Source organism: Streptomyces sp. NBC_00341, from assembly GCF_041435055.1.
Lineage (GTDB): Bacteria > Actinomycetota > Actinomycetes > Streptomycetales > Streptomycetaceae > Streptomyces.
On the sequence record NZ_CP108002.1, the window covers coordinates 5,612,627 to 5,626,395 of the forward strand.

A 13,769-nucleotide genomic window follows, 5' to 3' on the forward strand; every position below is an offset into this window, starting at 1 on the left:
CGGGAAGAGCGGAAAGCGGTCACGTACCGAGCTTGCGCCCGTACACGAAGACGTCGTCGCCGTTCTTGAGCAGCTTCCAGTATGACTTCGCGTCGGCGGTGCGCATGTTGACGCAGCCGTGCGACCCCGGCGGGTTCCACATCTTCACGCCCACCGCGTGGAACGCCTCACCGCCGTCGAAGAACTGCGAGTACGGCATCGCGGAGTGGTAGATCGACGACACGTGGTTGATGTGGCGCCAGTAGATCTTCTTCGCCCCGGTACGGGTCTCGTACCCGTCCCGCCCGGTCCGCACCGGTACGGGGCCGAACTTCAGCTTGCTCCCGTCCTGGATCCAGCTGATCTGCCGGGTCAGGTCCACACACGCGATGCGGCCCTTGTTGGTGGGGCACTTCTTCGCCTTGTTCGGGTTCTTCCCGGCCGCCTTCTGAGCGGTGAGCGTCTGCATGGTGCGCCAGGTGACCGGACCGGCGTACCCGAGGGTGGGCGTGACCCCGTAGGTGCTCTGGAACGACCGGATCGCCTTGCAGTCGGCTGCGGACTGCTTGCCGTCCACGGTCCGGTGCAGATACTTCTCGACCTGCTTCTGGTACGGGCCCTTGGACGCCGTGCAGGACGCGGCGGCCTGTGCGGATGTGCCGGTGCCGAGGACGATCGCCGGTATCGCGGTCAGGCCCGCGACGGACAGTGCGAGCACGCGCCGCGGCCGCACGCCCGATATGCCCTGAATATTCTTCATGTTCCCTTTGGCTCTCATATGTCCCAACTCCCCTTCGCGTGCAGTGCGGTGGTTCCGCCTGCTAGACGCGCGGAGGGGAGTGGTTGGTTGTGCGCCGAATGTCTCGGTTCTGTACGTCTCGGTTCTGTACGTCTCAGTTCTGGGCGGACAGCACGGCTGCGGACCGGCGCTGCTCGACGCGCGCCGCCCGTGTCCCGTACAGCGTGATCGAGACGACACCGAGCACCGCGAGCAGTCCGAGTGTGACCGTGCCCGCCCAGCCACCGGCGTGGAAGGCGACCGCGCCGAGCGTGCCGCCCGCGCTGGAGCCGAGGTAGTACGCCGACTGGTAGAGCGCCGACGCCTGGGCCCGGCCCTTGGTCGCCGTACGGCTGACGGACGAGGAGGCGACCGCGTGCCCGGCGAAGAAGCCGGCCGTGATCAGGACCAGTCCGCCGAGTACCGCCGCCAGTTGGTCGGCCAGGGAGAGCAGCAGACCGGCGGCGGTGGTGGAGACGGCGAGGTACAGCGCGCCCCTGCGCCCCATCCGGGCCACGAGCTTCCCCGCCGCGGCGGAGGAGACCGTACCGACGAGGTAGACGAGGAAGATCGAGCCGACGATCCCCTGCGGAAGGTTGAACGGCGCCTCCACCAGTCGGTAGCCGATCACCGTGTAGACCGCGCCGAACACCGTCATGAACAGCGCGCCGATCGCGTACAGGCGGCGCAGCAGCGGGTCCGCGAGGTGCCCGCCGACGGTCCTGGCGAGGGCCTTCGGGTTCAGCGAACCGGGGGTGAAGTGCCGGGCCCGGGGGATCATGAAGTGGAAGACGACGGCGCAGGCGACGGCCAGCAGACCGACGGCGCCGACCGCGGCCCGCCAGCCCCACAGCTGGGCGACCCAGCCGGTGAGGATGCGGCCGCTCATCCCGCCGATGCTGTTGCCGGCCACGAAAAGCCCGATCGCCGCGACCAGCGCCTTGGGCCGGACCTCCTCCGCGAGGTACGCCATCGCGGACGCGGGCAGCCCGGCCAGCGCGGCGCCCTGCACGGCACGCAGCGCGATCAGCCAGCCCAGCGACGGCGCGAACGGCACGAACAGCCCGACCACGACCGCGACCGTCAGCGAGGCGGTCATCATCTGCCGCCGCCCGAACCGCTCGGACAGCGCGCTGAGCGGCAGCACGAACAGCGCCAGCGCACCCGTCGCCGCCGAGACCGTCCAGCTCGCCTGCCCGGCCGTGGCGCCGAAGGACGCGGAGACGGCGGGCAGCAGAGCCTGGGTGGAGTAGAGGAGTGCGAAGGTCGCGACACCTGCGGCGAAGAGCGCGAAGCTCATCCGGCGGTAGCCCGGCCCACCGGGTTCGAGCCGGTCCGCGGTGGCGTCCTCGGCTGTGGTCACGGGGCTTACGGGGGACGACTGGGTCGAGGCGGCCACGACGATGGTGGACGCCCCGGTACTGGCGGGAGGCATGCACAGAACGTAGGCCGACCTCCGTTCATGCGTCCAATGCACAAACACCCGATAATCAATCCCATGGCGCATCAGTACAGCTCACAGCCTCGGCTGTCACCGAGCAGTTACGAAGAAGACATCCGCGCGGTCCTCGCGCCGCGCCTCGCCTACTTCGAGGCGGTCGCCCGCCACGAGCACGTGACGCGGGCCGCACAGGAGCTGGGCGTCCCGCAGTCCACGCTCTCCCGGGCCATGGTCCGGCTGGAACAGGACCTGGGGGTGTCGCTGTTCGCCCGCAAGGGCCGCACGGTCTCCCTCACCCCCGCCGGCCGCACGTTCCTCGGCTCGGCCGAACGGGCCCTCGCGGAGGTGGAGAAGGCCGCCGACTCGGTACGCGCGGACGCCGACCCCACCGCGGGCAAGGTCGCCTTCGGCTTCCTCCACACGATGGGCTCGGAAACCGTCCCCGCCCTGATCCGCGCCTTCCGCGCCGACCACCCCCTGGTCCGCTTCCAGCTCGTGCAGAACTACGGCGAGGCCATGATCGAACGCCTCCGCGCGGGCGGCCTCGACCTCTGCCTCACCTCACCCGTCCCCGACGCCCCGGACCTGGTGGCCCGACGCCTGGACGAACAACGCCTGCGCCTGGTCGTCCCCGACGACCACCGCCTCGCCACCCGCCGCCGCGTCCGCCTGGCGGAGGCCGCCGACGAAACGTTCGTCACCCTGGAACCCGGCTACGGCCTGCGCCGCATCACGGACGACCTCTGCGCGGAGGCGGGCTTCGTCCCCCGCGTCGCCTTCGAGGGCGAGGAGGCGGAGACCCTGCGCGGCCTGGTCGCGGCCGGCCTCGGCGTGGCCCTGCTCCCACCCCCGGCAGTCGCCCGCCCGGGGGTCGTGGAGCTGACGGTGACGGCACCGCGGGCCGCTCGGGAGATCGGCGTGGCCTGGCTGGACGGCCACCCGGACACCCCGCCGGTCGCGGCGTTCAAGAAGTTCCTGCTGTCACGAAGGGGGCACCTGCTGCCGGAGTGACGGGTGAGGGCGGGGGCGGGGGCGAGGGCCAGGACGCCGCTGACCACAGCCAGGGATGCGTGGCAGACGTGTACGCGGTGCGGCCCGACCGGGCGGTGAACGGTCGGAGTGCGGCGTTGGGCCGTTCCGGGGGGTGCGGGGAGCAGGCGGTGGCGGTCTTGAAGGTGCGGACCCGGGTGGGGTCATCCCCGCACGCGCGGGGAGCAGCTCAGGCCTTGGAGGTAGCGCTGCGAGTCCTGGGGACCATCCCCGTACGCGCGGGGAGCAGCTCTTCGCGCCGCTCGGCATGAGCGAAGCGACGGGACCATCCCCGCACGCGCGGGGAGCAGGTTCGCACACCAGCGTCACGGGCCGATCGGGTGGGACCAGCCCCGCACGCGCGGGGAGCAGCTGAACCTTGGCGCCCTGCCGGGCGGCGGTGCGGGACCATCCCCGCACGCGCGGGGAGCAGCTCATCGCCTGCGGGATTCCGTAGGCGTCCGAGGGACCATCCCCGCACGCGCGGGGAGCAGGCGCAAGTACGGCCTCGGCCCGTATGCGGCGGAGGACCATCCCCGCACGCGCGGGGAGCAGGCCTGCGTCACGTGGGTGATGGCGCGGCTGTGGGGACCATCCCCGCACGCGCGGGGAGCAGACCGACGAGGACGACGAGGACGGGGGGATGACGGGACCATCCCCGCACGCGCGGGGAGCAGGTCAGCGGGTCGTTGGCCGGTAGGCCGTAGTGGGGACCATCCCCGCACGCGCGGGGAGCAGCTGCGAGTGGGGCCGTCTTGCTTATCGGTGAGGGGACCATCCCCGCACGCGCGGGGAGCAGGAAGGTAGCCCTCGAACCCCTGGATCAGCGCCGGGACCATCCCCGCACGCGCGGGGAGCAGCGGGGCCTGCACCCCAAGCAGGCCAAGTCCCCGGGACCATCCCCGCACGCGCGGGGAGCAGCGGCCCAGGTCCCGTACCGGCGGTGGCCGAGCGGGACCATCCCCGCACGCGCGGGGAGCAGGACCTCCACGCCCAGCCCTCGCAGGAGCAGCAGGGACCATCCCCGCACGCGCGGGGAGCAGATCGTGGAGACGCCGATGCTGACGAGCAGCGAGGGACCATCCCCGCACGCGCGGGGAGCAGCGGCACCCCGTTACGAACGCGGAATTCGCCCGGGGACCATCCCCGCACGCGCGGGGAGCAGCTTCACCCCGCCCTGCCCCTCGCCAATGTGGAGGGACCATCCCCGCACGCGCGGGGAGCAGGCATCCTCGGGGTCGAATTCGGCGATGAGGTTGGGACCATCCCCGCACGCGCGGGGAGCAGCTGCGGCTCCCCGCCCGGCGCCGATCGCTGTTGGGACCATCCCCGCACGCGCGGGGAGCAGATGTGCTTACCGGTGCCGTACGGGTTGTCCTCGGGACCATCCCCGCACGCGCGGGGAGCAGTTCACGTCGTCCTCGTCGTCGGCGCGCGTCTCGGGACCATCCCCGCACGCGCGGGGAGCAGACTGCGCGACCTGCGGGTTTACGGCGCGTGGTGGCAGTTTCCCACTATCTTCAGGGAATCCGGCAAAACGCCCATGAGGCCTCACATCGGATTGCGACCGTGGTGCCGCAGGCACAAGAACTTATCCTCAGCCTGCCACCCACGAGGCGCATACGCGAGAACGCGCCCCGTATTCATTCCTGCAGGCTTACCCACGTCATCGTTCCGCTCTGGCAGCTCTGGCAGCTCTGGCAGCTCTGGCAGCTCCGGCAGCTCCGGCAGCTCCGGCAGCACCGGCAGGTGCCTGCCGCGAACGTAGAGAAGCCACCTCGAAGCGGGTCTGCCCGACAGACAGACAGACCGACCGGCGGCCGGCTGACGGCCGTCGCCGACCTCCCTACCGCTTGAACGTCACCTCCTTCGAGTCCTTCTCGCGGTCGTACGTGCCCGCGAAGCCCCAGTTCTTCCAGCCGCCGTCACCGTTGTTGATGATCGTGCCGTTCTTGATCGAGAAGATGTCGACGCCGTCCACCACCGCGAGGTGTTCGAGGCCCGAAACCCCGGAGAAGGAGAGGTCGTTGAAGTTCTTCACCGCGATGATGTTCGTGTCGGGGAAGGCGCGGCTGTACTCGTCGATCAGCGACTGGTTCAGCTCGGCGTCGTCGCCCGGCGCCTTGCCGTCGAAGTCGGTGCCGGGGTACGTCCCGGCGGTGTACTTCGGGGCGCCGTCGTTGAAGTCGACCGACTCCGATCCGGTGGTGATCGAGTCGGCGTCCAGGTCGGCGGGTTCCGGCTTCTCGAAGGTGGCCTCCGAGCCGTCGCGGGTGAAGTCGCCGTAGTACGCCCAGTTGGTGTACCCGCCGTCGCCGTCGTTGCTGAAAGTTCCCTTGTCGAAGACGTAGACGTCGAACACCGCGCGGCCCGAGGCGATGTCGTCGCCGGTCTCCTCGTCGTGGTATTCGGGGGAGTTCAGCCGGTACCTGCTCTCGTTGATGAACGAGTCCGGCTTGTCGACCCAGTGCGACGACTGTTCCGAGTGCATGGCGACCACGTTGTAGTCCGGGTAGCAGCGGCGCATGTCGTTCACGAGCATCCGGACCGCCTGGGCCGAACCCTCGTTGTCCAGTGGGGAGTACGTGTCGTAGTAGCGGCTCCGGTCGGGCGGCTCCTGGCCCTCGATCTGGCAGCCCTCGTCACCGGGTTTCCAGTCCTTCTTCCGCTTGGGGCGGGGCGGTTCGCCGAACGTGACCGTGCGCTTGTCCTCGCTGACGTCGAACACGCCCTTGAACGCGCGGTTCTTCCATCCGAGGTCGGCGTCGTCCGCCCAGGTGAACGTGCCGGTCTTGAACGCGTACACGCGGTACGTCGTACCGCTGATCTCGACGGTCTGGATCATCGCAGCGCCGTCCATCTGCTGCAGGTTTCCCTCGTGCGGCTGCGCGATGACGATGTTGTAGTCGGGGAGGCAGTAGGAGAGGTCGTCGAGCGCCTGCTTGACGCGCTTCTCCTTGTTCTTCTCGTTGTTGATCTTGTCGATGATGAAGTTGACGAGGTACGAGTACCCCCAGGCGGCGGCCGTGCTGACGGGGCCGTTGCCGGGGACCGAGACCGAGGAGTTCGACGACCGTTCCCTCGGCTCGAAGCACAGGCTGGGGAGCGCGTTCCCCTTGTTCTCGTCGGGCTTCTCGTCGGGCTTGTCATCAGGCTCGTCGTCGGGTTTGTCGTCGGGGGCGGCGGCGGAAGGATCGGGGGATTCGGAGGGGTCGGCGCCGCCGACAGCGTTGTCATCGCTGTCGTCATCGCCCTTGTCGTCACCGCACTCGCCGCCGCCGCCCGCCGTCGCCGCGATGCGGCAGATCTGCTCGTGCGCGGAGCCGGTGACGTCGCCGCCGATGCTGACGGCCACGATCGAGCCGACCACCGCGACGACGATGCCCAGCACGGCCAGGTACTCGATCGCGCTCTGCCCCGTGCTCGTGCGTACGCCTCGGCGTATCCGGTCGCTGCGCTTCACGCGTCACCTCGTCGTACCTCGCCCGAGTCACCGGGGGCGGGACACCCGCCGGGACTCGAACCGTAACGACGACACCGGGGCCCACGGACAGTGCCCGAAGGCCCATCCCCGGGCCCAAAGCGCGGGGGCCCACATTCCCAGGGCCCACATCGCGAGGCAGGGCCCACGGGGGGCTCAGTGCTGGACCAGGCCGCCGACCGGGACGGGGCCCACGTGGCCGGTGGCGGGAGCGGTGTGCGCGAGGGCGATGCCGATGTCGACGAGCGAGGACCGGCGCAGGGCGGTGACATCGGCGAACGGTGTCCAGACGGACTCGGCGATCTCGCCGTTCGGCTCGGGCCGCAGCCGGCCGCCGGTGATGCGGACCCGGTAGAAGACGCCGACGTTCTGGTGCATGATCCCGTGCCGTGCCTCGGCCGCGGAGATCACCCGTGAGTCCACGCCCAGCAGGTTCTCGACCACCGCCGTGCAGCCGGTCTCCTCCGCGACCTCCCGGATCACCGCGTCGAACGGATCCTCCCCGTGCTCGACCCCGCCGCCCGGGAGGGTCCAGTTGCTCTCGCCGTTCGCAGAGACATGACGGGCGATCAGAACCCGCCCCTCCTCCACACACACGGCGTACGCCGCCAGCCGGAAACTCATCCCGCCCACCTCTCCCTAACCGCTCGACACCCTCGATGCCTCAGTGTCCCAGTGACTTCCCGAACCCCGCCGCCAGGGGCATCCGCAGCCCCAGCGGCGGAGGGGCCGCCAGCGCGTCGGCCACCGGGCGGGCGTAGGCGTGGCCGAAGAGCGCGCCCCGGAGGAAGTCCGCCGCCAGGGCGGCCACTTCGCTGTGGTGCTGGCGCAGGGCGTGGCCGTCGGAGTGGACCTCGAAGCGGCAGGTGTCGCGGTTGGACTTCTTGGCGCGTTCCGCGAGGCGGAAGGAGAGCTCGGGGTCGGCCCCGGCGTCGGTGGTGCCGTGCACCAGCAGGACCTGACGCCCGACCAGGTGCTTGACCGGCTCCGGCTCCGCGTCCGGCTCCGCGGGCAGCCAGGGGGCCAGCGCGAGGACCGCGCCCACCGCCGGGTGGCCGCCCGCACGGAGGGCCGCGCGGCCGCCCATGCCGTGGCCGGCCAGGCAGACGGGGACGTCGCCGTAGCGGCGTACCACCTCGTCCACCGCCCATTCGGCGTCCGCCGCGAGCTGCGCCTCCGTCGTGTTCCAGCCGCGGCAGCGGTAGTGGACGACGTGCGCGGTGAGGCCGTCGTCCCGGGCCGCCCGGGTCAGGGCGCGGGCCAGCGGGAGCTGGCGGACGTAACTGACGGGGGAGGGACGGCGGTACGAGTAGGGCTCGCCGTCCGGGAGCAGCAGGACCACGCCGCTGACCTCGGTAGGTGCTCCGGCCGTTCTGACGGCCCGTCCCAGCCTCGCAGCAGGCAGGGGTAGTGCGCGCTGTGCCATGACGTAACAGTCTCAGAAGGACAGGTGTACGCCACTCGTATTCGCGGTCACCGTTACGTATCGGCAAGCGACGCGCAGCGGCGCTCTACGCGCGTAGGCGCTAGAGTGCGTGAATGATGAGCCCGACCCTCAATGTGCCCGGCCAGGATCAGATCCGGCGTGCGCCCAAGGTCCTTCTCCACGACCACCTCGACGGCGGTCTGCGCCCCGGGACGATCGTCGACCTCGCCGCGGCGACCGGATACCAAGGACTCCCGGAGACCGAGCCGGACAAGCTCGGCAGCTGGTTCCGGGAAGCCGCCGACTCCGGTTCGCTGGAGCGGTACCTGGAGACGTTCGCCCACACCTGCGCCGTCATGCAGACCCGTGACGCGCTCGTCAGGGTCGCCGCCGAGTGCGCCGAGGACCTGGCCGCCGACGGGGTCGTGTACGCCGAGATCCGCTACGCCCCCGAGCAGCACCTGGAGGCCGGGCTGAGCCTCGAAGAGGTCGTCGAGGCGGTCAACGAGGGGTTCCGGGAGGGCGAGGCGCGGGCCCGCCGCGACGGCAACCGGATCCGGGTCGGCGCCCTGCTCACCGCGATGCGGCACGCCGCCCGCTCGCTGGAGATCGCCGAACTCGCCAACCGCTACCGGGAACAGGGCGTCGTCGGCTTCGACATCGCGGGCGCGGAGGCGGGCTTCCCGCCCACCCGGCACCTCGACGCCTTCGAGTTCCTCAAGCGGGAGAACAACCACTTCACCATCCACGCGGGCGAGGCCTTCGGGCTGCCGTCGATCTGGCAGGCCATCCAGTGGTGCGGCGCCGACCGGCTCGGCCACGGCGTCCGCATCATCGACGACATCGAGGTCGCGGAGGACGGCAGCGTGAAGCTGGGGCGCCTCGCCTCCTACGTACGGGACAAGCGCATCCCGCTGGAGCTCTGCCCGACCTCGAACCTGCAGACCGGCGCCGCCGCCTCGTACGCCGAGCACCCGATCGGGCTGCTGCGCAAGCTGCACTTCCGGGCCACGGTCAATACGGACAATAGACTTATGAGTGGCACCAGCATGAGCCAGGAATTCGAGAAGCTGATCGAGACTTTCGGATACACGCTCGACGACATGCAGTGGTTCACAGTCAATGCGATGAAATCAGCATTCATTCCTTTCGATGAACGTCTGGCGATGATCAATGACGTCATCAAGCCCGGATACGCCGAGCTGAAGTCCGAATGGCTCTTCGAGCAGACCGCTGCGACCAGCGTCTCCACCTCCGTAGCGGGCTGAACAGACGCTCCGCGACACACGGCCGGGACGGTATGTCCCGGCCGTTTTCGCGTGTTTTCGATGTTTGCGGGAAAGGCCCGGAGCTGGCTACGTTGCAGAGCCGCTCGCATCCCCTTCCCCAAGGATGAAACTCACATGAAGAAGTCTGCTGCCAGGACTCTCGGCGTCGCCGCTCTCGGTGCCGCGTTCGCCGCTGCCGCCGCCGGTACCGCGTCGGCCTCCGCGCTGCCGCTCGACACCGCGACCGGCGCCCTGCCCGTCGTCGGCGCTCTGGCCAACACCACCTCGACGCTGCCGGTCAAGGACACCGCCACGGACCTCCTCGGCACCAGCCAGGCCAAGACCGTCAAGGACGTCACCGCCCCCGCCAAGGGCCTCCTCGGCGGCCTCCCCACCGGTGGCCTGAAGACCGGCGGCCTGAACCTCAACGGCGTGCCGCTCGGCCGCTGACACCCGTACCGCACATGCCTGTGGGCGGGCCCCCGACCGGGGTGCCCGCCCACAGGCATGTGTACGGGGGCTACCAGGCCGCCGCGGACGACGACGAGTGCTCCTGGGGGAGCAGCACCCACAGCGCCAGGTAGAGCAGGAACTGCGGGCCCGGCAGCAGGCACGAGACGAGGAAGATGACGCGCATGGTCCCCGCGGAGGTGCCGAAGCGCCGGGCCAGCGCTGCGCACACTCCGCCGATCATGCGTCCGTCACGGGGGCGGGCAAGTGCGGCCATGGTGGGCTCCTTCGCGAACCGTTGTGGAGGGAGCGGCCTGTCGTGCTCCCGTGGTGGGGGAGCGGTCTGTCGCGCTCCCGATGTATCCAGGATGGCTCGCGCGACGGGGGCGGGGCATCGCTCTACGGGGCGATGCCGACCCCGGAAATCGTCGGGGTCGACCCCTGAGGGACCTCACGGCCGACCGGCACCGGCACCGGCACCCGGATCCGGCGCTGCTCACGGCGGCGCAGCCGGGCCCGGCACGCGGGGACGAACAGCACATGGGCGAGGGCCACGCCGACGGTGTTCAGGATCAGCGAGTCGACATCGACGACCTGACCGGGCACCCCGGTCTGACCCAGCTCGATGGCCAGCGAGATCAGCGACCCGGCCGCGACGGTACGGGCGAGCGAGGCCCACGGGGAGACGAACAGCCGGCCACCGGCCATCGGGAGCAGCACGCCCAGCGGCGCCAGCAGCAGCAGGTCCCCGCCGATCCGACGGGTGGCGGCCACCGGGCCCAGAGTCAGGTCCGCCTTGATACCGGCGAACGGCTGGAGGTTGGCGGCGGTCATCCACGGCACGTCCAGCGGGCGGAGAGTCAGCCACCCGACGAGCAGCAGATGCGCGAGGAGGAGTGATACTCCGGCCGCGCGGAAGCGGATGACGGCCTGGCCGTCCGAACCTTGACGCACGCTCCCCAAGACGCGGGCAGCGGCAGGATCGGTTCCGCTCCCCACAGGGAGACATGGCTCACCGTGCGGCAGGTCAAGGCGGCGCGCTCAGGGCAGCCGGACCGCGCCCAGTGTCGGTACGGCCTTGGGCCTGGCCTTCGTCTCCGCGGTGCACAGGTAGCCGCGCGGCGCGTACGCCCCCGGGCCGCCGAGCAGCACCGTGCCGTCCTGGACGAGCGCTTCGCTCTCCGTGTACGTACAGACGATCTGGGCCAGCGCCTCGGCCGTCAGGTCCTCCGGCTGCTCGCTGAGCCGCAGCGCGTCCTCCGGGTCGCCCGCGCGGGGGCCGCCGACCCGCAGTGACGACGGGACGTCCGTGGCGAAGCCCGACTGCCGTTCGGGGGCGGGGGGCTCCTCGCGCAGCTCGTCCAGGAGGGCCTCGGCGAGTGCGGGCCGGCCGGCCTTCGTCTCCTGGACCGGGACCGTGCGGTCGACCGCGACCAGCTGCGAGTTGCAGACCAGGTAGATCTCCGCGCCGATGCTCTGCCCCGGCGGTGCGCTGCTGTCCTGCGCGGGCATGTCGCACGGCACCCGGGACGGCGCGGGCCCGGCGTCCACCGGCACCGAGGTCGTCCTGATCCCGCAGCCCGCGGCCAGTACCGCGCAGAGCACGGCCCCGGCCACCGCCGCGACGGGGCGTCGGCCCCGGCGTTCGCTGGACATCACGTCGCGTCGTCCTCCTGGTCCGGGGTTTCCGCGTCGTGGTCCTCTGCGGTGCGGTTCAGCGCCTCCGCGTCGCGCGGCAGGCGCAGTACGAACACGGCGCCGTCGCCGTCCGGCGAGTTCGCGGCGGTGATGTCACCGCCGTGGATGTGCGCGTTCTCCATGGCGATCGACAGGCCGAGACCGCTGCCCTCCGAACGCGGCCGGGAGGCGCTGGCCTTGTAGAAGCGGTCGAAGACGTGGGGCAGCACGTCCTCGGGGATGCCGGGGCCGTGGTCGCGGACCTTGATGACCAGTTCGTCGCCCTCGGTCCGTACCGTGACCCGGACCGGCGAACCGCCGTGCTTCAGCGCGTTGCCGATCAGGTTCGCCAGGATGACGTCGAGCCGGCGCGGGTCGAGGCGGACCATCATGCCGCGCTCGGCGTCCAGATCCACCGCGTCCAGCCAGGCCCGCACGTCTATGCAGGCCGTCACCTGGTCGGCCACGTCCACGGTGTCCAGGACCAGCCGGGCCGTGCCCGCGTCGAAGCGGGTGACCTCCATCAGGTTCTCCACCAGGTCGTTGAGCCGCCGGGTCTCGCTGACCACCAGGTGCACGGCAGGCGCGATCATCGGGTCGAGGCTGTCGGCCTCGTCCTCCAGCACCTCGGCCACCGCGGTGATCGCGGTGAGCGGGGTGCGCAGCTCGTGCGACATGTCGGCGACGAACCGGCGGCTGGACTCCTCCCGCGCGGTCATGTCCGCGACCTTCTTCTCCAGCGAACTCGCCGTTCTGTTGAACGTCCGCGAGAGATCGGCCAGTTCATCGGTGCCGGACACCGTGAGCCGGGTGTCGAGCTTGCCCTCGCCCAGCTTGCGGGCGGCGTCACCGAGCCGCTGTACCGGACGCAGCACGGTCGTCGCGGCGGCCTGCGCGAGCAGCGCGGAGCCGACCAGGGCGAGCGCGGTGGCGATCCCCAACGACCAGGCGAGGGAGTTGAGATCCTGCCGCTCCTGGTCGAGCGACTTGAGCATGTACCCGGTCGGGCCACCGCCGATGATCTTCGTACCGCCGACGAGGTACGGGGTGCCGCGGATCGAGGTCCGCTGCCAGAACAGGTGGTACTGGTACTTGTTGCCCGCCTTGACCGGCTGCTTCTTGGCGACCTGCTTCTGGAGCGACTGCGGCACGTTGTCCCGGGTGAAGGTGTCCACGTCGGACGTGCCGACGATCGGCTTGCCCGGATCGCGCTCGTCGATCAGCAGCACGCTGTAACCGGGGCTGCTGCTCGCCATCTGCGCGGCGGCGTGCTCCAGATCGTCCTTGGTGGGACGGGGCGGCAGCGAGGCCGCCCGGTTCTGCATCTCCTGGCGGAAGTCCCCGAGCGCCGAGTCCTGGGTACGGGTCAGCACCGCCTCGCGGTTCAGCCAGTACGCGATCCCGGACGCGGACACCGCGGCGGTCAGCGCCACCAGCGCGAACACCACGACGAGCCGCAGCCGCAGGCTGGTCCAGCGGAGCCCGGCGAGCAGGCCCCGCCGCACAGCCGTGCTCACTGCGGCGAGTCCAGCCGGTATCCCACGCCCCGCACGGTACGGATCAGGGTCGGTGAGGACGGCACGTCCTCCACCTTCGCGCGCAGCCGCTGGACGCACGCGTCCACCAGCCGGGAGTCACCGAGGTAGTCGTGCTCCCAGACCAGGCGCAGCAGCTGCTGCCGGGACAGGGCCTGGCCGGGGCGGCGGCTCAGTTCGAGCAGGAGACGCAGCTCGGTCGGCGTGAGCTGAAGATCCTCCCCGTCCTTGGTGACGGTCATCGCGGACCGGTCGATCACCACGCTCCCGAACGTCGCGGAGTCGGTGGACTCGCGCTCGCCCCGGCGCAGCACGGCACGGATCCGGGCGTCGAGCACCCGGCCCTGCACGGGTTTCACCACATAGTCGTCGGCACCGGACTCCAGGCCGACCACGACGTCGATGTCGTCGCTGCGCGCGGTCAGCAGGATGATCGGCAGCTGGTCGGTGCGCCGGATGCGCCGGCACACCTCGAATCCATCGATTCCGGGCAGCATCACATCCAGTACGACCAGGTCGGGCCGCTGTTCTCGTAGCAGGTTGAGGCCGTCCTCTCCCGTCGCCGCGGTGGCCACACGGTGGCCCTGGCGTGACAGCGAGAGTTCGAGGGCCGTGCGGATGGCGTCGTCGTCCTCGATCAGCAACAGGAAAGGCACGCTGGTCATTCTGACCCATGGGGGAGCCCTAGTTCGACAGTTGGTCCCC

General features: G+C 70.7%; 13 protein-coding genes and 1 CRISPR repeat array. Of the genes, 3 read left to right on the forward strand and 10 right to left on the reverse strand.

Going from position 1 to position 13,769, the window contains the following annotated elements:
• Positions 1-19: 19 nt before the first annotated feature.
• Both OG892_RS25430 and OG892_RS25435 read right to left on the reverse strand, forming a co-directional pair.
• Positions 20-739 carry a L,D-transpeptidase family protein gene (locus tag OG892_RS25430; protein ID WP_371630375.1) on the reverse strand — a complete coding sequence of 240 codons (720 nt, stop codon included), beginning with the start codon at positions 737-739 and terminating at the stop codon, positions 20-22.
• A gap of 133 nt (positions 740-872) precedes the next feature.
• Positions 873-2,192: an MFS transporter gene (locus tag OG892_RS25435; protein WP_371630376.1), complete on the reverse strand. Its 1,320-nt coding sequence runs from the start codon at positions 2,190-2,192 to the stop codon at positions 873-875.
• 63 nt (positions 2,193-2,255) lie between these two features.
• Between OG892_RS25435 and OG892_RS25440 the strand changes: the two genes are divergently transcribed.
• Entirely contained in the window at positions 2,256-3,209 is a 954-nt protein-coding gene (locus OG892_RS25440; RefSeq protein WP_073732504.1) for a LysR family transcriptional regulator, read from the forward strand.
• 117 nt (positions 3,210-3,326) lie between these two features.
• Positions 3,327-4,697: direct repeats of the CRISPR family, unit length 29 nt; unit sequence GGGACCATCCCCGCACGCGCGGGGAGCAG.
• A gap of 376 nt (positions 4,698-5,073) precedes the next feature.
• Here the strand turns inward: OG892_RS25440 and OG892_RS25445 are convergent.
• The 3 genes from OG892_RS25445 to OG892_RS25455 form a co-directional block, all read right to left on the reverse strand.
• On the reverse strand, positions 5,074-6,690 hold the full coding sequence (locus tag OG892_RS25445; RefSeq protein ID WP_371630377.1) for a hypothetical protein: 1,617 nt from the start codon (positions 6,688-6,690) through the stop codon (positions 5,074-5,076).
• A gap of 174 nt (positions 6,691-6,864) precedes the next feature.
• Positions 6,865-7,332 carry an NUDIX hydrolase gene (locus OG892_RS25450; RefSeq protein WP_371630378.1) on the reverse strand — a complete coding sequence of 156 codons (468 nt, stop codon included), beginning with the start codon at positions 7,330-7,332 and terminating at the stop codon, positions 6,865-6,867.
• Between the two features lie 40 nt (positions 7,333-7,372).
• Entirely contained in the window at positions 7,373-8,134 is a 762-nt protein-coding gene (locus OG892_RS25455) for an alpha/beta hydrolase (RefSeq protein ID WP_079193128.1), read from the reverse strand.
• A 113-nt stretch (positions 8,135-8,247) separates the two neighbouring features.
• On the opposite strand from OG892_RS25455, the gene OG892_RS25460 reads away from it, so the two are divergent.
• The gene (locus OG892_RS25460; protein WP_073732500.1) at positions 8,248-9,402 is read left to right on the forward strand and encodes an adenosine deaminase; all 1,155 of its coding nucleotides are present in this window, start codon (positions 8,248-8,250) and stop codon (positions 9,400-9,402) included.
• 135 nt (positions 9,403-9,537) lie between these two features.
• Entirely contained in the window at positions 9,538-9,852 is a 315-nt protein-coding gene (locus tag OG892_RS25465) for a hypothetical protein (protein WP_073732499.1), read from the forward strand.
• A gap of 70 nt (positions 9,853-9,922) precedes the next feature.
• Here OG892_RS25465 and OG892_RS25470 read toward each other — a convergent pair whose 3' ends face one another.
• The 5 genes from OG892_RS25470 to afsQ1 all read right to left on the reverse strand — a co-directional run bounded on the left by OG892_RS25470 (position 9,923) and on the right by afsQ1 (position 13,720).
• On the reverse strand, positions 9,923-10,129 hold the full coding sequence (locus OG892_RS25470; protein ID WP_328865653.1) for a PspC domain-containing protein: 207 nt from the start codon (positions 10,127-10,129) through the stop codon (positions 9,923-9,925).
• Between the two features lie 122 nt (positions 10,130-10,251).
• Positions 10,252-10,806, reverse strand: coding sequence for a VanZ family protein (locus OG892_RS25475; RefSeq protein ID WP_371630379.1), 555 nt, complete (start codon positions 10,804-10,806; stop codon positions 10,252-10,254).
• Between the two features lie 87 nt (positions 10,807-10,893).
• Positions 10,894-11,508 carry a hypothetical protein gene (locus OG892_RS25480; protein WP_371630380.1) on the reverse strand — a complete coding sequence of 205 codons (615 nt, stop codon included), beginning with the start codon at positions 11,506-11,508 and terminating at the stop codon, positions 10,894-10,896.
• Positions 11,508-13,046, reverse strand: coding sequence for a HAMP domain-containing sensor histidine kinase (locus OG892_RS25485; protein ID WP_073732495.1), 1,539 nt, complete (start codon positions 13,044-13,046; stop codon positions 11,508-11,510). Before OG892_RS25485 ends, OG892_RS25480 begins: the two co-directional genes overlap by 1 nt.
• On the reverse strand, positions 13,043-13,720 hold the full coding sequence (gene afsQ1 / locus OG892_RS25490; RefSeq protein ID WP_199884271.1) for a two-component system response regulator AfsQ1: 678 nt from the start codon (positions 13,718-13,720) through the stop codon (positions 13,043-13,045). The genes OG892_RS25485 and afsQ1 overlap by 4 nt, the downstream gene beginning before the upstream one ends.
• Between the last annotated feature and the right edge of the window lie 49 nt (positions 13,721-13,769).

Bases quoted from the DNA above. Each gene is read 5' to 3' on its own strand.
- OG892_RS25430 (WP_371630375.1), bottom strand. From the start codon at position 739: ATGAAGAATATTCAGGGCATATCGGGCGTGCGGCCGCGGCGCGTGCTC.
- OG892_RS25435 (WP_371630376.1), bottom strand. From the start codon at position 2,192: ATGCCTCCCGCCAGTACCGGGGCGTCCACCATCGTCGTGGCCGCCTCG.
- OG892_RS25440 (WP_073732504.1), top strand. From the start codon at position 2,256: ATGGCGCATCAGTACAGCTCACAGCCTCGGCTGTCACCGAGCAGTTAC.
- OG892_RS25450 (WP_371630378.1), bottom strand. From the start codon at position 7,332: ATGAGTTTCCGGCTGGCGGCGTACGCCGTGTGTGTGGAGGAGGGGCGG.
- OG892_RS25455 (WP_079193128.1), bottom strand. From the start codon at position 8,134: ATGGCACAGCGCGCACTACCCCTGCCTGCTGCGAGGCTGGGACGGGCC.
- OG892_RS25460 (WP_073732500.1), top strand. From the start codon at position 8,248: ATGATGAGCCCGACCCTCAATGTGCCCGGCCAGGATCAGATCCGGCGT.
- OG892_RS25465 (WP_073732499.1), top strand. From the start codon at position 9,538: ATGAAGAAGTCTGCTGCCAGGACTCTCGGCGTCGCCGCTCTCGGTGCC.
- OG892_RS25470 (WP_328865653.1), bottom strand. From the start codon at position 10,129: ATGGCCGCACTTGCCCGCCCCCGTGACGGACGCATGATCGGCGGAGTG.
- OG892_RS25480 (WP_371630380.1), bottom strand. From the start codon at position 11,508: ATGTCCAGCGAACGCCGGGGCCGACGCCCCGTCGCGGCGGTGGCCGGG.